Origin of the sequence: Paracoccus sp. PARArs4, assembly GCF_947311865.1 — a bacterium.
Taxonomy (GTDB): domain Bacteria; phylum Pseudomonadota; class Alphaproteobacteria; order Rhodobacterales; family Rhodobacteraceae; genus Paracoccus; species Paracoccus zeaxanthinifaciens.
Genome location: NZ_CAMZMW010000013.1, coordinates 35,831 through 56,893 on the forward strand (window position 1 = coordinate 35,831; position 21,063 = coordinate 56,893).

The window sequence follows — 21,063 nt, forward strand, 5'->3', positions numbered from 1 at the left end:
GGGCTGGCGATGGCTGGGAATATGAAGGTCTTCATGCTGATGGCCGCGCTGACGGCGCTGGTCATGGGGCTTGGCTGGATGATGGGCGGGCAGGGCGGCGCGATACTAGCTCTGCTGATCGCGGGGGGCATGAACTTCTTCGCCTTCTGGACCAGCGACAAGATGGTCCTGCGCCAGCAGGGCGCGGTCGAGCTGTCGCCCCAGCAGGGCGAGGACCTGTACCGGATGACCGCCGACCTGGCCCGCCGCGCCGATCTTCCGATGCCCAAGCTGTACCTTCTGCCGACCGAGCAGCCGAACGCCTTCGCGACCGGACGCAATCCGCAGAACGCCGCCGTCGCCGTCACGCAGGGGCTGCTGAACGCGCTGGACCGGGACGAGATCGCCGGCGTGATCGCGCATGAGCTGGCCCATATCAAGCATCGCGACACGCTGACCATGACCGTCACCGCGACCATGGCGGGTGCCATCGCGATGATGGGCAACATGATGCTGTTCACCGGCAACCGCGAGGGGCGTGGCGGCACGCTTGGCGCGATCGTCGCCATGATCGTGGCCCCCATGGCCGCGATGCTGGTGCAGATGGCGATCTCTCGCGCCCGCGAATACGAGGCCGACGCGACCGGCGCGCAGATCTGCGGCAACCCGCGCGCGCTGGCCACGGCGCTGGCCTCGATCGCGCGGGCGGCGGGGCGCAGCGTCAACGTCCCGGCCGAGCGCAACCCGGCCGCGGCCTCGATGTTCATCATCAACCCGCTGCACGCGCTGCGCGCCGACAAGCTGTTCGCCACCCATCCCCCGACCGAGGAACGCATCGCCCGCCTGATGGCGATGCAGCCGGCGCATCCCGAACCGCAGACCGCCAGCCGCATCCCGCGCAGCGGCGGCGATGACCGCAACGACGGCCCCTGGGGGCATGCATGAGCCAACCCGACCCCGTCCTCCGCGCCGACAAGATGGAGAGCGACGCCGAGGATCGCGCCCTTCGCCCGCAGAATCTGTCCGAATTCGTGGGGCAGGCCGAGGCGCGCGCGAACCTCAAGGTCTTCATCGAAAGCGCGAAGATGCGCGGCAAGGCGATGGACCACACGCTGTTCTTCGGTCCGCCTGGCCTGGGCAAGACCACGCTGGCGCAGATCATGGCGCGCGAGCTGGGCGTGAACTTCCGCATGACCTCGGGGCCGGTGATCGCGCGGGCGGGCGACCTGGCGGCAATCCTGACCAATCTCGAAGCCCGCGACGTCCTGTTCATCGACGAGATCCACCGCATGAACCCCGCGGTCGAGGAAGTCCTCTATCCCGCGATGGAGGATTTCGAGCTGGACCTGGTCATCGGCGAGGGTCCCGCCGCGCGCACGGTGCGGATCGAGTTGCAGCCCTTCACCCTGGTCGGCGCGACGACGCGCCTGGGCCTGCTCACGACGCCCCTGCGCGACCGTTTCGGCATCCCGACCCGCCTGCAATTCTACGAAATCCCCGAGCTGGACCAGATCGTCCAGCGCGGCGCGCGCATGCTGGGCGTGCCTGCCGAGCCGGAGGGCACCTGGGAGATCGCCCGCCGCTCTCGCGGGACCCCGCGCATCGCGGGGCGCCTGCTGCGCCGCGTGGTCGATTTCGCACTGGTCGAGGGCGATGGCCGCCTGACGCGCGAGATCGCGGACATGGCGCTGACGCGGTTGGGGGTGGACGATCTGGGCCTGGACGGGGCGGACCGGCGATACATCTCGTTGATGGCCGAACATTACGGCGGCGGGCCGGTCGGGGTGGAAACCCTGTCCGCGGCCCTGTCCGAAAGCCGCGATGCGATCGAGGAGGTGATCGAGCCCTACCTGCTGCAGCAGGGCCTGATCGCGCGCACCCCGCGCGGGCGGCAGCTGGCACCGCGCGCATGGCGCCACCTGGGGCTGGATGCGCCGCAGCCGCAGGGGCAGCAGACGCTGTTCGACGGCTGACCCATGGCACATGACCTGAGCATCCGCGTCTATTACGAGGATACCGACCTTGCCGGTATCGTCTACTATGCCAACTATCTGAAATTCATCGAAAGGGGGCGCAGCGAATGGCTGCGCGACCTTGGCATCGACCAGCTGGCGCTGAAGCGCGACGGCCTCGTCTTCGCCGTGCGCCGGGTCGAGGCCGATTACCTGCGCCCCGCGATCTTCGACGACCTGTTGACGGTGCGCACCGAACTGGCGGACCATTCGCCTGCGCGCATCGCCGTCGATCAGCAGGTGATCCGCGACGGGCAGGTCCTGTTCCGCGCCCGCGTCGTCATCGCCTGCCTGAACGCCGGCGGCCGTCCGGCCCGGCTGCCCGCGACGCTGGTCGCGCAGTTGGGTGGCTGAGGCAAAAGCGGCACATCGCGGGCGGATCGCGCGGCGGGTGACGCCATTGTGTTGCGGCGGGGGATGAAACTTGCCCTAGGAACGCGCTAGAAACCGCGCGACACCGGGCCGCATCCGCGCCGCCCGGTCCCTGACGATGAGGCAGTGACTATGGAACCCATTCAGGCCGCCGAGGCCATCGATTTTTCGGTCGTGGCGCTGTTCATGCGCGCATCCCTGACCGTGCAGGTGGTGATGATCGTGCTGATCGTCGCCTCTGTCTGGGCATGGGCCATCATCATCCAGAAGTTCCTGGCCTTCGCCCGCGCCCGCCGCGAGGCGTCGAAATTCGACCGCTCGTTCTGGTCGGGCGAGCCGCTGGACGACCTGTACGACCAGCTGGGCGACCGCCCGCGCGGCGCCTCGGAACGGATCTTTGCCGCCGGCATGACCGAGTGGCGCCGCAGCCACCGGGATGACGGACGCCTGATCCCCGGCGGCATCGCCCGGATCGACCGCGCCATGAACGTCGCCATCCACCGCGAGGAGAACCGCCTGTTCCGCGGGCTGTCCTTCCTTGCAACCGTCGGTTCCACCGCGCCGTTCATCGGCCTGTTCGGGACGGTCTGGGGCATCAAGACCGCGTTCGAGGGGATCGCCCTGTCGCAGGACACCAGCCTTGCCGTGGTGGCCCCCGGCATCGCCGAGGCGCTTCTGGCGACCGCCCTGGGTCTTGTCGCGGCCATCCCCGCCGTCGTCTTCTACAACAAGCTGTCGGGCGACGCGGAACGCATCACCGGCAACTGGGAACAGTTCTCCGACGAGTTCTCGACCCTGCTGTCGCGCCAGATGGACGAGGTGTGATCCATGGCCGGTCAGATGGTCAAGCGGGTTCGCAGCAAGGGACGCAGGCGCAACCTGCCCATGTCCGAGATCAACGTGACGCCCTTCGTGGACGTCATGCTGGTGCTTCTGGTGATCTTCATGGTCGCCGCGCCGCTGATGACGGCGGGCGTGCCGCTGGACCTGCCCGAGACCGCCGCGAACGCCGTCCCGACCGAGCAGGAGGAACCGCTGGTCATCTCGATCCCCGCCGAGGGACAGATGAGCGTGATGGACCGCGCCGTCGGCGATGACGGCCTGGTCCCCGCCCTGCGCGAGGTGCTGGAGACACGCGAATCGGCGCGCGTCTACCTGCGGGCCGATGGCGGCATTCCCTATTCCCGCGTGGTGCAGATCATGGGCGCGCTGAACGCCGCCGGCATCACCGACATCGTCCTGGTCACCGAGACCGGCGGCCCCCGGATGGACGGCTGACGATGGCGGATCGCGACGAGAGGATCGGCTGGTGGGTCTCGGGCGGCGTGCATGGCGCGCTGCTGGTGGCGCTGATCCTTGGCGGTGCGCTGTTCCGCCCCCAGCCGGGGCCGGGGACGCGCAGCACGCAGGTCTCGACGATCAGCGGGGCCGAGTTCGAGGCCCTGGCCGCCGCCGCGCGCGGATCGGGCCCCGTGGGCGCCAATGCGACCGATATCGACCAGATGACCGCGCCCTCGGATGCCGAGGCCGAGGCCGAGCGACCGGCCCCCGCGGCGCCGCCGGCGCCCGCCGATGCGGCTGAACTCTCGGCGCCCGATGCATCCGAACCCGCGCCCGACCTGAGCGATTTCGCCGAGCGCGATCAGGTCGAGGTGGCGACCGATCTGCCCGCGACCGCGACCCCTGCCGCCCCCGAGGCGCTGCCGGATCTGCCTGCCGTGCCCGATGCCCCGCAGGCTGCGGGCACCGCCGCGCCGCCCGCCGCACCCCTGCCGGACCAGGCCGCCGAACCCGTCGCGCCGCGATCGGCGCTGGCGCTGGAGCGTTCGCGCAACCCGCAGTCGCGCCCTGACGGCCTGGTCGAAGCCTATCGCCAGCGCCAGGCGGAAGCGGCCGAGGCCGCGCGTCAGGAAGCCGCGCGCCAGCAGGCGGCACGTGCAGCCGAGGCCGAGGAACAAGCCCGCGCCGAAGCCGAGGCAGAGGCAGAGGCCGCAGCGGCCCGAGAGGCCGAGGCCGCAGAGCGTGCCGAAGCCGCCGCCGCCGCCGAGGCGCGCCAGCAGGCCGAAGAGGAACGTCGCGCCGCCGAAGCTGCCGAGGCCGAGCGTCGCGCCGAAGAAGAACGCCGCGCTGCGGAGGCCGCCGAGGCCGAGCGTCGTGCCGATGAGGAACGACGCGCTGCGGAGGCCGCCGAGGCCGAGCGCCGTGCCGAAGAAGAACGGCGCGCCGCGGAGGCTGCCGAGGCCGAGCGCCGCGCCGAAGAGGAACGCCGCGCCGCGGAGGCCGCCGAGGCCGAGCGTCGTGCCGAAGAGGAACGCCGCGCCGCGGAGGCTGCCGAGGCCGAGCGTCGCGCCGAAGAGGAACGCCGCGCTGCGGAAGCCGCCGAGGCCGAGCGTCGTGCCGAAGAGGAACGTCGCGCTGCGGAAGCTGCCGAGGCCGAGCGTCGTGCAGAAGAGGAACGCCGTGCTGCGGAGGCCGCCGAGGCCGACCGGCAGGCGTTGGAGGATGCGCTGCGCGAGGCGCAGGGCGCGGGCGGGGGTGCCGATGGCACCGACACCGCCTCGGGTGCGGACAGCTTCGGCGACAGCCAGAGCATCGAGGGCGGCAGCGGTGCCTCGGCCGAGATGGACCCGCTGGCCGCGGCGCTGGCCGGTGCCATGTCCGCAGGCTCGGGGACCGAGGATCCGGCCCCGCTGGATCCCGCGCCGAACCAGCTGATCCCCGGCGACATCCGTCCCTCGACGCTGCCCGACCCGTCGCAGCAGGGTTCGCTGCCGCTTGGCGATCCGCTGTCTCTGTCCGAACGCGACGGTCTTCGCATGGCGATCAACCGCTGCTGGAACGAGGGGCGGCTGTCGGTCGAGGCATCGCGGATGACCGTCTCGGTCGGGGTCCGCCTGTCGCCCGAGGGCATACCGGAACCCGGCAGCCTGCGGCTTGCGGGCTATCGCGGCGGGTCCGAGGGTGCCGCGCAGCAGGCATTCGAGGTCGCGGCCAACGCGATCATCGACTGCGGGCGCGCGGGCTATGACCTGCCCATGTCGAAATACGGGCGCTGGCGCGATGTCGTGGTGGATTTCCGCCCCGGCGGGGTCGAGTTCTGACGATGCCCATGCCGACGATGCCCCTTCCGACAATCCACCGAGATCTTTTGCTTTTCGCCGTCCCAAGGTAATGAGGATTCCATGTTCCGCCGTCTGATCCTTGCCTCGACCTTCCTGACCGCAGCCTCGGCCGCGGTGATGGCCCCCGTGGCACCCGCACATGCGCAGGACGAACCCCTGCGCATCGAGATCACCGATGGCGTGATCGAGCCCATGAGCATCGCGATCCCCGCCTTCCACGGCGACGAGGAGATCGCCGCCAAGGTCCGCCAGGTCGTGGCCGAGGACCTGACCGGAACGGGCCTGTTCTCGGAGATCCCGGCCGAGGCCCAGGTCGCCCGGCCCGGAAGCTTTGCCGAGCCGGTCAGCTACGAGGACTGGCGCGCGGTCGATGCCGAGGCGCTGGTCACCGCCGAGGTCCGCCAGATGGGCGAGAACATCTCGGTCCGGTTCCGGCTGTTCAACGTCGTGTCGGGTCAGCCGCAGGGCGACGGGATGCAGTTCGACGCCCGCGCCGGCGACTGGCGCCGCGCCGCCCACAAGATCGCGGACCAGGTCTATGCCCGCCTGACCGGCGAGCGGCCCTATTTCGACAGCCGCGTGGCCTTCGTGCAGGAAACCGGCCCCAAGAACGCCCGCATCAAGCGGATCGGCGTGATGGATTACGACGGCAAGAACACGCTGTGGATGACGAACGGTGCCTCGCTGGTGCTGGCGCCGCGTTTCTCGCCCGATGGGACGAAGATCCTCTATACCAGCTATGACAGCGGCTTCCCGCAGATCCGCCTGCTGGACGTGGCGACGGTGACCTCGCGCGCGCTGACGCAGGACGGGCAGGCGATGTCCTTCTCGCCCAGCTTCGGGCCCAAGGGGCAGTCGATCGTCTACAGCCGCGAACAGGGCGGCAATACCGACATCTGGCTGATGGAGCCCAATACCGGCGCGGGCCGTCCGCTGACGAACGCCCCCTCGATCGAGACCTCGCCCAGCTTCAGCCCCGATGGCCAGCGCATCGTCTTCGAGAGCGACCGTTCCGGCAGCCCGCAGCTGTACATCATGGGCGTCGATGGCGGCGAGCCTGTGCGCATCAGCTTCGGCGACGGGCGCTATGGCAGCCCCGCCTGGTCGCCCAAGGGCGACATGATCGCCTTTACCAAGCAGGTCGGCGACCGCTTCCACATCGGGGTCATGCGCACCGATGGGTCGGGCGAGAAGATGCTGACCGAATCCTTCCTTGACGAGGGTCCGACCTGGGCCCCCAATGGGCGCGTCGTCATGTTCACGCGGGTGACGCCCGGCGGGAACGGCCAGCCGCGCCTGCATTCCGTGGACATCACGGGGCGCAACATGCGTCCCATGAACCTCGATTTCGCCGCCTCGGACCCGTCCTGGGGTCCCCTGATGCAATGAGGACCAGATGATCAACGCCGCGACGAAGCCCGCCCTGCTGATGGCCCTTCTGGGTCTTGCCGCCTGCGCCCAGCCCGCACCGCCGCCCGCGGCGCCGGTGGTGGACCCCTATGCCAATACCGGCGGAGGGGCGGTCTTCCAGGGCAATGTCGCCGGCGGCAACCTGGGAAGCGAGGCCACGCCCGAGCATTTCAGGTCGCAGGTGGGTGACACGGTGCTGTTCGCGGCCGATCAGACGACGCTGGACGCCGATGCCCGCGCGATCCTGGCACGTCAGGCGCAGTGGCTGAACAGCCACGGGTCCTTCCAGGCGGTGATCCAGGGCCATGCCGAGGAAACCGGCACGCGCGAATACAACCTTGCGCTTGGGGCGCGGCGTGCCAGCGCGGTGCAGGAATACCTGGTGGCCGAGGGCGTGTCGCCCGGTCGCATCCGCACGCTGTCCTTCGGCAAGGAACGCCCCGCCGAGACCTGCTCGGACGAGAGCTGCTGGTCGCGCAACCGTCGCGCCGTCACCGTGGTCAGCGAAGCAGGCCCCGGCGCATGATCCGCAAGGCCGCGCTGACCCTGTTCCTTGCGTTCGGCGCACCCGCGCTGGCGCAGACCGCGCCGGACCCGGCCACGCTGGCCGATCTGCGGGCCGAACTCACGCAGTTGCAGGGCAACCTGACCTCGCTTCGGGCGGAACTGGTCGCGTCGGGCGCTGCGGGCATCCGCGCGGCGGGCGGTGCGTCGGCCATCGACCGGATGAACGCGATGGAGGCGCAGCTGCGCCGCCTGACGAACCAGGCCGAGCAGTTGCAGAACCGCGTCGGACGCATCGCGGCGGACAATGAGCGCCGCCTGTCCGACATGGAATTCCGCCTGTGCGAGATGGAGCAGGGCTGCGATCTGTCCAAGCTGACCATGCAGGGGGGCGCGGGCGGTCTTGCGCCCGAACTGCTGCCCGCCGACCCGGCCGAGCGTCCCTCGCAGGCGCCCGCTTCGACCGAGGCCGAGCGCAGCGATTTCGACGCAGCCGAGGCCGCGCTGACCGAAGGCGATCACCTTCGCGCCGCCGAGATGTTCGGCGCGGTCGCCGAAAACCACGCGGGCGGCCCCCTGACCGCCGAGGCGCTGTTCCGTCGCGGGCAGGCGCTGGAGCTGGCGGGCCAGCCCCGCGATGCCGCCGCCGCGTGGCTCGAAGGGTTTGCCGCCGATCCCGACGGATCGCGTGCAGGCGCCAGTCTGCTGGGCATCGCCCGCATGATCGAGGCCGAGGGCGACCGCACCGCGTCCTGCCTGTACCTGGCCGAGATCCCGGCCCGTTTCCCCGGATCGCCCGAAAGCGCCACCGCGGTCGCCAGCGCCGAACGGCTGGGCTGCGGAACCGCCGATCTGGGCGCGCTGGACCCGCTTCTGGATCCCTCGCTGGACCCCGAGGCCGCAGCGGACCTGGCCGTGCATGAGTGACGTCGCCGCCCGCATCCGTGCGGCGCTGGACCGGCTGGCAGGGGATCGCCCCGCCCTGGGTCTGGCCGTCTCGGGCGGGGGCGACAGCGTGACGCTGATGCGGGTCGCCGCCGAATGGGCGGGGGGCCGCAAGCTGATGGTGGCGACGGTCGATCACGGCCTGCGCCCCGACAGCGCCGCCGAGGCCGAGCGGACCGCCCGCATGGCCCGCGCCCTGGGTCTGCCCCACGCGATCCTTCAATGGCAACGAGAAACCGAGCTGGGCAATCTCATGGCGCAGGCCCGCGATGCGCGGTTGCGGCTGCTGTCGGCCTGGGCGCGCCGCAACGGGTTGCCGGTCGTGGCACTCGGGCATACAGCCGACGATCTGGCCGAGACGTTGCTGATGCGGCTGGCGCGCGGGTCCGGCATCGACGGGCTGGCCGCGATGGCCGAATGGCGCGACGCCTTCGGGATGCGCTGGCTGCGGCCCATGCTGGGCGTCGGCAGGGCCGAGACCCGCGACTGGCTGCGCCTGCAGGGGGCCGACTGGATCGACGACCCCACGAACGAGAATACCGATTACGAACGCGTCCGCACCCGCCGCGCGATCGCGACACTGGGCCTGGATGTCGCGGGGCTGGCCCGCTCGGCCCGCCACATCGCCGAGGCACGCTCGGCCCTGTCGGATTACGCCTCGCTGCTGGCCCAAGGCGCGACATTCGACCGGGGCAGCCTGACCCTGCCGCGCCACGTCCTGCGCGACAGTGCCGCCGATATCCGGCGCAGGCTGGTCATCGCGGCCTGCCGTTGGGTGACGGGCGCCGATTACCCGCCGCGCCGCGCCACGCTACTGCACGCGCTCGAGGCGCTGAGGTCGCAATCGCGCGTGACGCTGGACGGATGCCTGATCAGCCCGACGCATGGCGACCGCATCCGCATCACCCGAGAGGCGGCGGCCGCGCTGCGGGCCATGCCCTCGACCGGGGCGGTCTGGGACCGTCGCTGGCGGATCGAGGGCCTGCCCGAGGGGCATCACGTCGCGGCGCTCGGGCTTGCTGGCCTCGAAGGGCGCGACTGGCGCGGCAGCGCGCTGTTGCGGGACGAGGCGGCCGCCTCTCCGGCGCTGTGGCAGGGGGGGCGGCTGGTCGCCGCGCCGCTGCTGCGGCCGCATCCCGGCCTGACCCTGCGCCCGCTTCGGGGCGCGGCAGATTTCCGCAGTCTTGTGAAGGCGCATTGAACCTTCGCCGATAATCCCTATTTTCAGGGCAAACCGCTTTTCCGCCGGAGGAACCCGATTTGGGCAACGCTCGCAACCTCGCCTTCTGGGTGGTCCTGTTCCTGATGATCCTGGCGCTGTTCAACCTGTTCAGCGACGGACCGGGCAACATGAACAGCCGCCAGATCAGCTATTCCGACTTCATCCAGAGGGTCGAGAACGATCAGGTCAGCACCGTGACCATCGACGGCGAGGATCTGACCTTCGCCGGTGCCGATGGTCAGCAATACGCGACCGTCCGCCCGATGGGCGAAGAAATCTCGGATCGGCTGATCGCGCGCGACATCGACGTGCGGGTCGTCAAGCAGCAAAGCTCGGGCTTCATGTCGCTGCTGGGCGTCTGGCTGCCCTTCATCCTGCTGATCGGCGTGTGGATCTTCTTCATGAATCGCATGCAGGGGGGCGGCAAGGGCGGCGCGATGGGCTTCGGCAAGTCGCGCGCCAAGCTGCTGACCGAGAAGCATGGCCGCGTCACCTTCGACGATGTCGCGGGCATCGACGAGGCCAAGGAAGAGCTTGAGGAGATCGTCGAATTCCTGCGCAACCCGCAGAAGTTCAGCCGCCTGGGCGGCAAGATCCCGAAGGGCGCGCTGCTGGTCGGCCCTCCGGGCACCGGCAAGACGCTGCTGGCGCGCGCCATCGCGGGCGAGGCCGGCGTGCCGTTCTTCACCATCTCGGGTTCGGACTTCGTCGAGATGTTCGTGGGCGTCGGTGCAAGCCGTGTCCGCGACATGTTCGAGCAGGCCAAGAAATCCGCGCCCTGCATCGTCTTCATCGACGAGATCGACGCCGTGGGCCGTGCGCGTGGCGTCGGCATCGGCGGCGGCAATGACGAACGCGAACAGACGCTGAACCAGCTTCTGGTCGAGATGGACGGCTTCGAGGCGAACGAGGGCATCATCATCGTCGCCGCGACCAACCGCAAGGACGTGCTGGACCCCGCGCTGCTGCGTCCGGGCCGCTTCGACCGCCAGATCCACGTGCCCAATCCCGACATCAAGGGCCGCGAGAAGATCCTGTCGGTCCATGCCCGCAAGGTTCCGGTCGGCCCCGATGTCGACCTGCGCCTGATCGCGCGCGGCACGCCCGGCTTTTCGGGGGCCGACCTGATGAACCTGGTGAACGAGGCCGCGCTGACTGCCGCGCGGATCGGGCGCCGCTTTGTCAGCATGGCCGATTTCGAGAATGCAAAGGACAAGGTCATGCTGGGCGTTGAACGCCGCAGCCTGGTCCTGACGCCCGAGCAGAAGGAAAAGACCGCCTATCACGAGGCCGGTCACGCCATCGTCGGGCTGTCGCTGCCGAAATGCGATCCGGTCTACAAGGCGACGATCATCCCGCGCGGCGGCGCCCTGGGCATGGTGGTCAGCCTGCCGGAGATGGACCGTCTGAACTTCCACAAGGACGAAGCCAAGCAGAAGATCACGATGACCATGGCCGGCAAGGCCGCCGAGATCATCAAGTATGGCGAGGAAGGCGTGTCGAACGGTCCTGCGGGCGACATCCAGCAGGCCAGCCAGCTTGCGCGCGCGATGGTCATGCGGTGGGGCATGTCCGACAAGGTCGGCGCCGTGGACTATGCCGAGGCGCATGAGGGCTATTCCGGCAATACCGGCGGCTTCTCGGTCTCGGCCTCGACCAAGGAACTGATCGAGCAGGAGGTCCGCGACCTGATCGAGACCGGTTACCAGGAGGCGCGCCAGATCCTGATCGACAAGTCCGAAGAGTTCGAGCGCCTGGCGAAGGGGCTTCTGGAATACGAGACCCTGACGGGCGAGGAGATCGGCAAGATCATCCGCGGCGACTCTCTGGACGGTGACGACGATGATTCGTCGTCCAGCGTGATCCCCTCGGTCACGTCGATCCCAAAGGCAGGGAAACCCTCACCCGGCGGAGATCCTGCCCCGGCGTGATTCCCGAAGAACCAGAAACCCCGGCGCAGGCCGGGGTTTTTTTATGCGTATCGCGAAGAATGGACCGTGCGGCGTGCCGCAGCGTCACTCGAACGGACCGCGATTTGCGTTGCACATATGCAACTTCATTAGGTTAACAAAGATTAGTTTTGCCTATGAAGTGTGCCCACAATCATCGCGCGAAAAATGTCTTCATACAATTTATTGCAATATTCGCATGTGTTTACCATTGCGTGTCCTAAGCGTTGAAAACGACGCTTATTCCTTGATCAAGCAGTCAATCAAACCGAGCGGTTCGTTTCCACCTTGAGGTTAATTTTCGCGAGACATATCCTTTAGGTCATACGAAAGCCCGATCCCTCAAAGTTGGTGTTCCGTCATGTCCAAGATCGATCATTCTCCCATGGCTGAAATGCTCTGCTTCGATGTCTATGCGCTGAACCTGGCGTTCGGGCGCATCTACAAGCCGCTTCTGGACCCGCTCGGGGTGACCTATCCCCAGTACCTGGTGCTGATGACGCTGTGGCGCGAAGGCGACCTGGCGGTGGGCGAGATCGGCGCGCATCTGGGGCTGGACAGCAGCACGCTGACGCCGCTTCTGAAGCGCCTGGAGAATGCTGGCCTGGTCCGGCGCCGCCGCGACACCAAGGACGAGCGCCGCGTGATCATCAGCCTGACCGAGGAGGGCCGCAAGCTCGAGACCGAGGAAAGCCGCATCGAGGGCTGCCTGGTCAATGCCGGGCGCATCTCGCACGAGGAAAAGCTGGCCATGCAGGAACTGCTGCAGAAGCTGACGACCCATCTTCAGGCGGGCATCACCGCCTGAGGCTTGCGATCCGGCGCGCATGGGTGCAAGACACCCATGCCATGACCGAGATCCACGATATCCCCGACATGCCCGCGCTGCGCGCCCGGATCGACGATGTCGACCGGCAGCTCATGGCGCTTTTCGCCCACCGTCACGCGCTGATCGACCGCGCCGCGCAGATCAAGCGCGGCAACGGCTTGCCCGCCCGCATCGACGACCGCGTCGAGGAGGTGGCGATGAACGCCCGGCGCAACGCGGAAGCCGCGGGATTGGACCCGGATTTCTACGAGGCCCTGTGGCGGCAGCTGATCGAGGCTGCGATCGCCCAGGAGGATCGTCAGCTGAACAAGGATCGCCCATGACTGCCCAGATCATCGACGGCAAGGCCTTTGCGGCCGGCCTTCGCGCCCGCATCACCACCGAGGTCGCCGCGATGGCCGATCGCGGCATCACACCCGGCCTTGCGGTCGTGCTGGTGGGCGAGGATCCGGCCAGCCAGGTCTATGTCCGCTCGAAGCACCGCCAGACGGTCGAGGTGGGCATGAACTCGTTCGAGCATCGCCTGCCCGCCGAGACGGACCAGAAGACGCTGCTGGACCTGATCGCGCAACTGAACGCCGATCCCGCGGTCAACGGGATCCTGGTGCAGCTGCCGCTGCCCGCGCATCTGGACGAGGCGCTGGTGATCAACGCCATCGCCGCCGAGAAGGACGTGGACGGGTTCCACATCCTGAACGTGGGTCGCCTTGCGACCGGCCAGAAGGCGATGGTGCCCTGCACGCCGCTCGGCTGCCTGATGATGCTGCGCGAGCAGCTGGGCAGCCTGTCGGGCAAGAACGCCGTGGTGATCGGGCGCAGCAACATCGTGGGCAAGCCGATGGCGCAGCTGCTGCTGCGCGACAGCGCGACCGTGACCGTCGCCCATTCGCGCACCGCGGATCTGCCCGCCGTTGTTCGCGGCGCCGATATCGTCGTGGCGGCGGTGGGGCGTCCGAACTTCGTGCAGGGCGACTGGATCAAGCCGGGCGCGACGGTGATCGACGTGGGCATCAACCGCACCGATGACGGGCTGGTGGGCGATGTCGATTTCGCCGCCGCGTCCCAGGTGGCGGGTGCGATCACGCCGGTGCCGGGTGGGGTGGGGCCGATGACGATCGCCTGCCTGCTGGCCAACACGCTGACCGCCACCGCGCGCGCGAACGGCCTGCCCGACCCCGAGGGTCTGACCCCCTAGGCCATCCGCGCCATCAGCCGCAGCGCGTGCGAGGGATCGTCCGCGACCACAGGCATCACCGGATCATAGGCCGCGCGGATCAGCGCGGCCTTTTGCGCATCGGGCTGGATTTCCTGCGCGAAGGTCAGCATGGATTCCATCGCGATCTTCTCGGCCAGCGCGCCGGGATGCGCATCGGCCAGGGGCCCGCTCATGTCGAAGAAGGCTAAGCAGGCGCGGATCGCCCCAGCCTCGTCGAAGCGGAAGATGCGGTAGCTGGCAGCGCCTTCGGACGCGAGGCGCGCAGGCAGGTCGGGTTGCCCCGTCAGCCGGTCCAGATCGGGCACGCCCGCAAGGTCGTCCCATCCGCGCGCGAAGAACAGCATCAGGTTCGAGCCGCTTTCGGGATCGGTATCGACCACCGGATGCCCCGCATGGGCAAAGCCCGCCTTCAGCGCGCTGCGCAGGATGTCCAGCGTCTCGTCCGCCAGGCCGAAGGCCACGGGGGCCACGGGGCGTCCCCATCTGGCGCATCGATAGGTTCCGTCGGCGCGGGTGAAGAGGGCCGCGATCTGGTCCGCTGTCATGTTCGTTCCCGGAAATGGAAATGCCGGGGCAGGGCGTCGTGCCCCGCCTCGGCAGTGGTGGGTGTCGGTCGTCAGTCGACGATGGTGGCCTCGGTCGCGGAGCGCAGTTCGTCCTCGGTGACGCCATCGGCCAGCTCGACGATCTTCAGGCCGCCCTCGACCACGTCCAGAACGCCCAGGTTGGTGATGATGCGGTTCACCACGCCCTTGCCGGTCAGAGGCAGGGTGCATTCGCGCAGCAGCTTGGATTCGCCCGCCTTGTTGGTGTGGTCCATGACCACGATCACGCGCTTGACGCCCGCGACTAGGTCCATCGCGCCGCCCATGCCCTTGATCAGCTTGCCGGGGATCATCCAGTTCGCCAGGTCGCCGTTCTCGGCCACCTCCATCGCGCCCAGGATCGCCGCCGCGATCTTGCCGCCGCGGATCATCCCGAAGCTGGTCGCGCTGTCGAAATAGCTGGTGCGGTCAAGTTCGGTGATGGTCTGCTTGCCGGCGTTGATCAGGTCGGGATCCTCCTCGCCCTCGAAGGGGAAGGGGCCCATGCCCAGCATGCCGTTTTCGGATTGCAGCGTGATGTCCTTGTCGCCGGTATAGTTCGCCACCAGCGTCGGGATCCCGATGCCGAGGTTCACGTACATGCCGTCTTCCAGCTCGTCCGCCGCGCGCGCGGCCATCTGATTGCGATCCCAGGGCATCACGCGGTCTCCTTCTTGCGGGTGGTGCGCTGTTCGATGCGCTTCTCGTGCTGGCCCTGGATGATGCGGTGGACATAGATGCCGGGCACGTGGATCATGTCGGGGTCGAGGCTGCCGCGCGGGACGATCTCCTCGACCTCGGCCACGCAGATCTTGCCGCACATGGCCGCGGGCGGGTTGAAGTTGCGCGCCGTCTTGCGGAACACGAGGTTGCCGGTGTCGTCGGCCTTCCACGCCTTCACGATGGACAGGTCGGCAAAGATCCCGCGTTCGAGGATATAGGTCTCGCCGTCGAAATCCTTGTGCTCCTTGCCCTCGGCGATGACGGTGCCGACGCCGGTCTTGGTGTAGAAGCCCGGAATGCCCGCGCCCGCCGCGCGCATGCGCTCGGCCAGCGTGCCCTGCGGGTTGAATTCCAGCTCCAGCTCTCCGGACAGGTATTGGCGCATGAACTCGGCGTTCTCGCCGACATAGCTGCTCATCATCTTGCGGATCTGGCGCGTTTCCAGCAGCTTGCCCAGCCCGAACCCGTCGACGCCGCAATTGTTGCTGGCGACCGTCAGGTCCTTCACGCCGCTTTTCACCAGCGCGTCGATCAGCAATTCCGGAATTCCGCAGAGCCCGAAGCCCCCCGCAGCGATGAGCATCCCGTCATGCAGGACCCCCTCCAGCGCATCCTCCGCGCTTGCATAGACCTTTTTCATTGGCCCTCCCGTCCAAAGATTTCTGCAACTGCACAATATGTCGCTTGCGCATGACGCAGTGTCAATCGCGACGGGAAAGGCGAAGGGGGCCACGCGGCCCCCCTCTCTCATTCCTCGGATTTCGGCGCGGCCTTCTTGGTTGCCGTCTTCTTGGCTGCCGGTTTCTTCGCCGCCGTCTTCTTCGCGGCGGGCTTCTTGGCGGCAGGCTTCTTCGCGGCGGCCTTCTTGGGCGATTTGGCGGCCTTGGCGGCGATCAGCTCCAGCGCCTGTTCCTGCGTCAGGTCGGCGGGTTCCACATCGCGCGGCAGGGTCGCGTTGATCTTGGCCCATTTGACATAGGGACCATAGCGCCCGTTCATCACCTGGATCGGCCCGCCATCGGGATGCTCGCCCAGCTCCTTGAGCGGTGCCGCGGCAGTGCGCCCGCGCGTCTGCTTCTGGGCCAGGACCTCGACCGCGCGGTTCATGCCGACGATGAAGACCTCGTCCACATCGGGCAGGTTCGCGTATTTCGACCCGTGCTTCACATAGGGGCCATAGCGGCCGATCCCGGCCTCGATCAGGACGCCGTCATCGGGATGCGGGCCGACGGGGCGGGGCAGGGACAGAAGCTGGACGGCTCGGTCCAGGTCCATCTCGGCGGGGTTCCAGCCCTTGGGCACGGATGCGCGCGGGGGCTTGGGCTGTTCCTCGGTCGCCTCGCCGCGCTGGACATAGGGGCCGAAGCGCCCCGAGCGCAGGCTGATCTCGTCGCCCGCGTCATGGCCCAGCACGCGGTCGCCCACGGCCTCTTCGCCATCCGGCGCGGACAGCGGGCGGGTATAGCGGCATTCGGGATAGTTGGTGCAGCCGATGAAGGCCCCGCCCGACCGCGCGGTCTTCAGGTTCAACCGGCCCTGACCGCAAAGCGGGCATTCGCGCGGATCGCCCCCATCGGCACGCGGCGGATACAGATGCGGCGCCAGCGCATCGTCGATCGCGTCCAGCACCTCGGTGATGCGCAGCTCGGACGTGCCCTCCAGCGCCTTCGAGAAGTCGCGCCAGAACCGGCCCAGAACCTCGCGCCACATCAGGTCGCCGGCGCTGATCTCGTCCAGCTCGTTTTCCAGATCGGCGGTGAAGTCGTAGCTGACATAGCGGGGGAAGTATTTCACGAGGAAGGTCGTCACCAGACGGCCCTTGTCCTCGGGGATCAGGCGGTTCTTGTCCTTGCGGACATAGTCGCGGTCCTGGATCGTCGTGACGATGCTGGCATAGGTCGAGGGACGGCCGATCCCCAGTTCTTCCATGCGCTTGACCAGCGTGGCTTCCGTGTAGCGCGGGGGCGGCTGGGTGAAGTGCTGGCGGCCCGCGGTGGATGCAGCCTGATCGGCCAGCATGCCGGGCGCGGCCAGCTGGGTCGCGGGCGCATCGGGCAGGTCGCCGCCCTTGTCGCGGGCCTTGGCCAGTTCCGGCTCGAACGCCTTGGCGACCAGCTTCGCGGCCTCGCCTTCGGTGATCGCGGGCAGGCGGGCGCTGTCCTCGGCATCGTCATCGTCGCGGCCCTGGTCGTAGACGCGCAGGAAGCCGTCGAACAGCATGACCTGACCGGTCGCGCGCAGGCCGACCTGATTGTCAGGGCTGGCGATCTCGACGGTCGTGCGTTCCATCCGGGCGGCTTCCATCTGGCTGGCGATGGTGCGCTTCCAGATCAGGTCGTACAGGCGGCGCTGATCCTCGGCCGTGACCTTCAGCTTGTCGGGCGACAGCATCATGTCGGTCGGGCGGATGCACTCGTGGGCTTCCTGCGCGTTCTTGGCCTTGTTCTTGTACATGCGCGGGCTTTTCGGGACATAGTTTTCCCCGAACTTGGCCTTGATCGCGTCGCGGGCGGCATGGACGGCCTCGGGGGCCATGTCGATGCCGTCGGTCCGCATATAGGTGATCAGCCCGGCCTCGTAGAGGCGCTGCGCCGCCGACATGCAGGCCTTGGCGCCCATGCCCATCTTGCGGCTGGCCTCCTGCTGCAGGGTCGAGGTCATGAAGGGCGGCCACGGGTTGCGGCTGGCGGGCTTGGCGGTGACGCCCGTCACCTTCAGATCGCGGCTGGAGACCGCGCTGACGGCCATCGCGGCCTTTTCGGCATCGGCAAGGTCGTAGCGGTCCAGCTTGGCCCCGGCCAGCGAGGTCAGCGTGGCGTCGTATTCGTCGCCGCCGGGCGTGGCCAGGCGGGCATGGACCGACCAGTATTCGCGGGGCTTGAAGGCCTCGATCTCCATTTCCCGGTCGACGATCAGGCGCAGGCAGACGGACTGGACGCGGCCTGCCGACTTCGCGCCGGGCAGCTTGCGCCACAGGACCGGCGACAGCTTGAACCCCACCAGGTAATCCAGCGCGCGCCGGGCAAGGTAGGCATCGACCAGCGACTGGTCGATCTGGCGGGGCTGCTTCATCGCCTCGGTGACGGCGGGCTTGGTGATGGCGTTGAAGGTGACGCGGCTGACCTCGCTGGTCTTCTTCAGCGAGGATTGCAGCGCTTCCAGCAGGTGCCAGCTGATCGCCTCGCCCTCTCGGTCGGGGTCGGTGGCAAGGATCAGGTTCGGATCGTTCTTCAGCGCGTCCTTGATCGCCTTGAGGTGCTTCTTGCTGTCGGAGGCGACCTCCCATTTCATGTCGAAATCATGGTCGGGATCGACGCTGCCATCCTTGGGCGGCAGGTCGCGGACATGGCCGAAGCTGGCCAGCACGGTGAAGTCGCCGCCGAGATACTTCTCGATGGTCTTGGCCTTGGCCGGGGATTCGACGACGACAACGGGCATATGAACCTCGGGCTGCTTCAATGGGGCGGCAACATGGGTCCGGCACGACCTGCTGTCAACGGGTCAGCTGGGGGTGCCCCGTGCAAATGCCCGTCAGACGATCGCCAGCCGCCCCCCCGCAAGACGCTGTACCCGACCTTCCAGTTCCAGCGCGAGGATCGCGGCGCTGGCCGTCGATGCGGGTACGCCAAGATCGCGGATCAGGTCGTTCTCCTCGGTGGGCGAGGGGCCGAGCCGCGAGAGGATCCGCGATTCCAGGTGGACCGGACCGCCGGCATCGCGCCGCGCGGGTTGCGCCTTGGGCTGACGGGCGGGGTGCTGCGCGGCGGGGGCGCGGCGCAGGGGCAGGTGCCCGATCGCGTCGATCACGTCCGCCGCGCTGCGCACCAGCGTGGCTCCGTCGCGGATCAGCTCGTTGCAGCCCGAAGCGCGCGCGTCCATCGGGTGGCCCGGTACGGCCATCACGTCGCGATGCTGGTCCAGCGCGTTGCGCGCGGTGATCAGGCTGCCCGAGCGGCATGCGGCCTCGATCACGACGACGCCGCGCGACAGCCCCGACACGATGCGGTTGCGCGTCGGGAAATGGCGTGCCTGCGGCTCGGTTCCCGGCGGCTGTTCGGAGACCAGCGCGCCGCATTCCGCGATCCGTGCGGCAAGGGCCGCGTTCTCGGGGGGATAGATCACGTCGACGCCGCCCGCCATCACCGCGATGGTGCCCGTCGGTAGGGCCGCGTCATGGGCGGCAGTGTCGATCCCGCGTGCCAGCCCCGCGATGACGCCCAAGCCCCCTTCGCCAAGCCCTGCGGCCATCCCCCGCGCCATCCGCAGCCCCAATGAGCTGGCATTGCGCGCGCCGATCACCGCCATCGCGTCATGCGACAGCCACGCCGGATCGCCCCTGACCCACAGGATGGGGGGCGCGCCGTCAATCTCTCTTAGCCGATGCGGATAGCGGCGATCGTCGCTGCGGATCGGCACCGCGCCCGCGCGTCGGCCCGCGGCCAGTTCGGCGGCGGCGACGCCCTCGGGGCAGGTGCGGTAATCGGGCATGCCCGAGAGCGCGGCGATTTCGGGCAGGGACTGAAGCGCGGCGCGGGCGCTGCCATGTTCGGCCAGCAACCGGTGGAAGGTCGCCGGACCCACGCGCCGCGACCGGATCAGCCGCAGCCAGTCGATGTCGCTGTCGATCCCCGGCGACAGGGGCAGGGCGGTTCCGGTATCCATCGCAAGCCTCCGGCACGAATTCCGGAGACCTGCATAGCGCGCAACTGGTTAAGGAAGCGTTGACGTCAGGCCGAGCCGCCGACCGTCAGCCCCCCGATCATCAGCGTCGGCTGGCCCACGCCCACCGGAACCCATTGCCCCTGCTTGCCGCAATTGCCGATGCCGGGGTCCAGCGCCATGTCGTTGCCGATGCCGCGCACCTGCTGCAGCGCGGTGGCCCCGTCGCCGATCAGGGTGGCGCCCCGGATCGGATCGCCGACCACGCCGTTCTTCACACGATAGGCCTCGGTGCAGGAAAAGACGAACTTGCCGTTGGTGATGTCGACCTGCCCGCCGCCGAAGCCCACGGCATAGATGCCGTCCTTCAGATCGGCCAGGATCGCCGCCGGATCGGCATCGCCGCCGGGCATGTAGGTGTTGGTCATGCGCGGCATGGGCATGTGCGCGAAGCTTTCGCGGCGACCGTTGCCGGTCGGGTCCACCCCCATCAGCCGCGCGTTCTGGCGGTCCTGCATGTAGCCCACAAGGATACCGTCCTCGATCAGCACGTTGCGGGCGGGGGGCGTGCCCTCGTCGTCAATATTGATGCTGCCGCGGCGGCCCTCGATGGTGCCGTCATCGACCACCGTGACGCCGGGGGCCGCGACGCGCTGTCCCAGAAGGCCCGCGAAGGCCGAGGCCTTCTTGCGGTTGAAATCCCCCTCCAGCCCGTGGCCCACGGCCTCGTGCAGCAGGATGCCCGGCCAGCCAGGCCCCAGCACCACGTCCATCACGCCCGCAGGCGCCGCGACCGAGCGCAGGTTCACCAGCGCGATGCGCAAAGCCTCGTCCACCAGCGGCTTCCAGTGTCCGGGATCGATCAGCGCGGTCAGGCCGTGGCGTCCGCCCCCGCCGGCGGTGCCGCTTTCGCGGCGGTCGTTGTTTTCCACGATGACGGTGACGTTCAGGCGCGCCATCGGGCGCGTGTCGGTCGCAAGCGTCCCCTCTGGGCGCAGGATCGCGACCTCCTGCAGGGCGCTGGCCATCGACACGCTGACCTGCACCACGCGCGGATCGGCGGTGCGGGCATAGGCGTCGATCTCTCGCAGCACCTCGATCCGGTGGGCGGTGGGCAGCCCCTCGGCGGGGTCGATCGCGGGATAGAGGTTCACCGGCGCCATCGCCGGGGGCAGGGCCAGCGTGCCGCCGCCATCGCCCACGGCCAGACGCGCGGTCGCGGCAGCGCGGCGCAGCGCGGCCTCGGTCAGTTCGGTCGAATGGGCATAGCCGGAGACGGCACCGCGCACCGCGCGCAGCCCGAAGCCCTGTCCCGCCATGAAGGAGGAATTGCGCAGCCGCCCGTCGTCGAAGACCAGGGACTCGGCCTGGGAGCGTTCCAGGAACAGCTCTCCGTCGTCGGCGCCGTGGACCGCTTCGCCAAGAATGGCCTGCGCGGTGTCGCGGTCTATCCGGGCGAAGGGATCGAAGGGCGTTCGGCTCATGCAATGCTCCTGCAGGGGATCGTGGTTTCGAGGCCGCCCGAAGGGGCGCGGCA

General features: G+C 68.7%; 20 protein-coding genes. 14 read left to right on the plus strand and 6 right to left on the minus strand.

Features of this window, described 5'->3' with window-relative positions; all coding sequences use genetic code 11:
• The first annotated feature begins 9 nt into the window (after positions 1 to 9).
• The 14 genes from htpX to folD all read left to right on the plus strand — a co-directional run bounded on the left by htpX (position 10) and on the right by folD (position 13,539).
• The gene (htpX, locus tag QMZ16_RS11605; protein WP_282603385.1) at positions 10 to 924 is read left to right on the plus strand and encodes a zinc metalloprotease HtpX; all 915 of its coding nucleotides are present in this window, start codon (positions 10 to 12) and stop codon (positions 922 to 924) included.
• On the plus strand, positions 921 to 1,952 hold the full coding sequence (gene ruvB / locus QMZ16_RS11610) for a Holliday junction branch migration DNA helicase RuvB (RefSeq protein WP_028725880.1): 1,032 nt from the start codon (positions 921 to 923) through the stop codon (positions 1,950 to 1,952). Before htpX ends, ruvB begins: the two co-directional genes overlap by 4 nt.
• Before the next feature lie 3 nt (positions 1,953 to 1,955).
• Positions 1,956 to 2,345 carry a tol-pal system-associated acyl-CoA thioesterase gene (gene ybgC / locus QMZ16_RS11615; protein WP_282603386.1) on the plus strand — a complete coding sequence of 130 codons (390 nt, stop codon included), beginning with the start codon at positions 1,956 to 1,958 and terminating at the stop codon, positions 2,343 to 2,345.
• 150 nt (positions 2,346 to 2,495) lie between these two features.
• Positions 2,496 to 3,188: a protein TolQ gene (gene tolQ / locus QMZ16_RS11620; RefSeq protein WP_022707738.1), complete on the plus strand. Its 693-nt coding sequence runs from the start codon at positions 2,496 to 2,498 to the stop codon at positions 3,186 to 3,188.
• A gap of 3 nt (positions 3,189 to 3,191) precedes the next feature.
• The gene (locus QMZ16_RS11625) at positions 3,192 to 3,641 is read left to right on the plus strand and encodes an ExbD/TolR family protein (protein ID WP_022707737.1); all 450 of its coding nucleotides are present in this window, start codon (positions 3,192 to 3,194) and stop codon (positions 3,639 to 3,641) included.
• Between the two features lie 2 nt (positions 3,642 to 3,643).
• Positions 3,644 to 5,464 (plus strand): protein TolA, encoded by a 1,821-nt coding sequence (locus QMZ16_RS11630; RefSeq protein ID WP_282603387.1) that lies wholly within the window; start codon positions 3,644 to 3,646, stop codon positions 5,462 to 5,464.
• A gap of 81 nt (positions 5,465 to 5,545) precedes the next feature.
• Entirely contained in the window at positions 5,546 to 6,874 is a 1,329-nt protein-coding gene (tolB, locus tag QMZ16_RS11635; protein WP_022707735.1) for a Tol-Pal system beta propeller repeat protein TolB, read from the plus strand.
• Positions 6,875 to 6,881: 7 nt separating this feature from the next.
• Positions 6,882 to 7,421, plus strand: coding sequence for a peptidoglycan-associated lipoprotein Pal (pal, locus tag QMZ16_RS11640; RefSeq protein WP_022707734.1), 540 nt, complete (start codon positions 6,882 to 6,884; stop codon positions 7,419 to 7,421).
• A complete protein-coding gene (locus QMZ16_RS11645) occupies positions 7,418 to 8,326 on the plus strand; it encodes a tetratricopeptide repeat protein (RefSeq protein ID WP_282603388.1) in 909 nt (302 codons plus the stop codon). Before pal ends, QMZ16_RS11645 begins: the two co-directional genes overlap by 4 nt.
• Positions 8,319 to 9,545, plus strand: a complete 1,227-nt coding sequence (gene tilS, locus QMZ16_RS11650) for a tRNA lysidine(34) synthetase TilS (protein ID WP_282603389.1) — start codon at positions 8,319 to 8,321, stop codon at positions 9,543 to 9,545. The genes QMZ16_RS11645 and tilS overlap by 8 nt, the downstream gene beginning before the upstream one ends.
• Before the next feature lie 59 nt (positions 9,546 to 9,604).
• Positions 9,605 to 11,497 (plus strand): ATP-dependent zinc metalloprotease FtsH, encoded by a 1,893-nt coding sequence (ftsH, locus tag QMZ16_RS11655; protein ID WP_282603390.1) that lies wholly within the window; start codon positions 9,605 to 9,607, stop codon positions 11,495 to 11,497.
• 403 nt (positions 11,498 to 11,900) lie between these two features.
• On the plus strand, positions 11,901 to 12,323 hold the full coding sequence (locus QMZ16_RS11660; protein WP_282603391.1) for a MarR family transcriptional regulator: 423 nt from the start codon (positions 11,901 to 11,903) through the stop codon (positions 12,321 to 12,323).
• 41 nt (positions 12,324 to 12,364) lie between these two features.
• Entirely contained in the window at positions 12,365 to 12,667 is a 303-nt protein-coding gene (locus tag QMZ16_RS11665; protein WP_282603392.1) for a chorismate mutase, read from the plus strand.
• Entirely contained in the window at positions 12,664 to 13,539 is an 876-nt protein-coding gene (folD, locus tag QMZ16_RS11670; RefSeq protein WP_282603393.1) for a bifunctional methylenetetrahydrofolate dehydrogenase/methenyltetrahydrofolate cyclohydrolase FolD, read from the plus strand. Before QMZ16_RS11665 ends, folD begins: the two co-directional genes overlap by 4 nt.
• Here folD and QMZ16_RS11675 read toward each other — a convergent pair.
• From QMZ16_RS11675 to tldD, 6 genes are all read right to left on the minus strand, one after another.
• On the minus strand, positions 13,536 to 14,105 hold the full coding sequence (locus tag QMZ16_RS11675; RefSeq protein ID WP_282603394.1) for a hypothetical protein: 570 nt from the start codon (positions 14,103 to 14,105) through the stop codon (positions 13,536 to 13,538). The two genes, folD and QMZ16_RS11675, sit on opposite strands and share 4 nt — an antisense overlap.
• A 71-nt stretch (positions 14,106 to 14,176) precedes the next feature.
• On the minus strand, positions 14,177 to 14,803 hold the full coding sequence (locus tag QMZ16_RS11680) for a CoA transferase subunit B (RefSeq protein ID WP_282603395.1): 627 nt from the start codon (positions 14,801 to 14,803) through the stop codon (positions 14,177 to 14,179).
• Complete coding sequence (locus tag QMZ16_RS11685) at positions 14,803 to 15,507, minus strand: CoA transferase subunit A (RefSeq protein WP_282603396.1); 705 nt, start codon at positions 15,505 to 15,507, stop codon at positions 14,803 to 14,805. Before QMZ16_RS11685 ends, QMZ16_RS11680 begins: the two co-directional genes overlap by 1 nt.
• A gap of 107 nt (positions 15,508 to 15,614) precedes the next feature.
• Complete coding sequence (gene topA / locus QMZ16_RS11690) at positions 15,615 to 18,305, minus strand: type I DNA topoisomerase (protein ID WP_282603397.1); 2,691 nt, start codon at positions 18,303 to 18,305, stop codon at positions 15,615 to 15,617.
• A gap of 93 nt (positions 18,306 to 18,398) precedes the next feature.
• Positions 18,399 to 19,529, minus strand: coding sequence for a DNA-processing protein DprA (gene dprA / locus QMZ16_RS11695; RefSeq protein WP_282603398.1), 1,131 nt, complete (start codon positions 19,527 to 19,529; stop codon positions 18,399 to 18,401).
• A gap of 65 nt (positions 19,530 to 19,594) precedes the next feature.
• On the minus strand, positions 19,595 to 21,010 hold the full coding sequence (tldD, locus tag QMZ16_RS11700; RefSeq protein ID WP_282603399.1) for a metalloprotease TldD: 1,416 nt from the start codon (positions 21,008 to 21,010) through the stop codon (positions 19,595 to 19,597).
• Positions 21,011 to 21,063: the final 53 nt, after the last annotated feature.

Coding starts and splice junctions, on each gene's coding strand:
- tldD (WP_282603399.1), bottom strand. CDS start 21,010: ATGAGCCGAACGCCCTTCGATCCCTTCGCCCGGATAGACCGCGACACC.
- ruvB (WP_028725880.1), top strand. CDS start 921: ATGAGCCAACCCGACCCCGTCCTCCGCGCCGACAAGATGGAGAGCGAC.
- tolQ (WP_022707738.1), top strand. CDS start 2,496: ATGGAACCCATTCAGGCCGCCGAGGCCATCGATTTTTCGGTCGTGGCG.
- QMZ16_RS11675 (WP_282603394.1), bottom strand. CDS start 14,105: ATGACAGCGGACCAGATCGCGGCCCTCTTCACCCGCGCCGACGGAACC.
- dprA (WP_282603398.1), bottom strand. CDS start 19,529: ATGGATACCGGAACCGCCCTGCCCCTGTCGCCGGGGATCGACAGCGAC.
- topA (WP_282603397.1), bottom strand. CDS start 18,305: ATGCCCGTTGTCGTCGTCGAATCCCCGGCCAAGGCCAAGACCATCGAG.
- QMZ16_RS11680 (WP_282603395.1), bottom strand. CDS start 14,803: ATGCCCTGGGATCGCAATCAGATGGCCGCGCGCGCGGCGGACGAGCTG.
- QMZ16_RS11660 (WP_282603391.1), top strand. CDS start 11,901: ATGGCTGAAATGCTCTGCTTCGATGTCTATGCGCTGAACCTGGCGTTC.
- tilS (WP_282603389.1), top strand. CDS start 8,319: ATGAGTGACGTCGCCGCCCGCATCCGTGCGGCGCTGGACCGGCTGGCA.
- folD (WP_282603393.1), top strand. CDS start 12,664: ATGACTGCCCAGATCATCGACGGCAAGGCCTTTGCGGCCGGCCTTCGC.
- htpX (WP_282603385.1), top strand. CDS start 10: ATGGCTGGGAATATGAAGGTCTTCATGCTGATGGCCGCGCTGACGGCG.
- QMZ16_RS11665 (WP_282603392.1), top strand. CDS start 12,365: ATGACCGAGATCCACGATATCCCCGACATGCCCGCGCTGCGCGCCCGG.
- QMZ16_RS11685 (WP_282603396.1), bottom strand. CDS start 15,507: ATGAAAAAGGTCTATGCAAGCGCGGAGGATGCGCTGGAGGGGGTCCTG.
- QMZ16_RS11625 (WP_022707737.1), top strand. CDS start 3,192: ATGGCCGGTCAGATGGTCAAGCGGGTTCGCAGCAAGGGACGCAGGCGC.
- tolB (WP_022707735.1), top strand. CDS start 5,546: ATGTTCCGCCGTCTGATCCTTGCCTCGACCTTCCTGACCGCAGCCTCG.
- ybgC (WP_282603386.1), top strand. CDS start 1,956: ATGGCACATGACCTGAGCATCCGCGTCTATTACGAGGATACCGACCTT.
- QMZ16_RS11630 (WP_282603387.1), top strand. CDS start 3,644: ATGGCGGATCGCGACGAGAGGATCGGCTGGTGGGTCTCGGGCGGCGTG.
- pal (WP_022707734.1), top strand. CDS start 6,882: ATGATCAACGCCGCGACGAAGCCCGCCCTGCTGATGGCCCTTCTGGGT.
- QMZ16_RS11645 (WP_282603388.1), top strand. CDS start 7,418: ATGATCCGCAAGGCCGCGCTGACCCTGTTCCTTGCGTTCGGCGCACCC.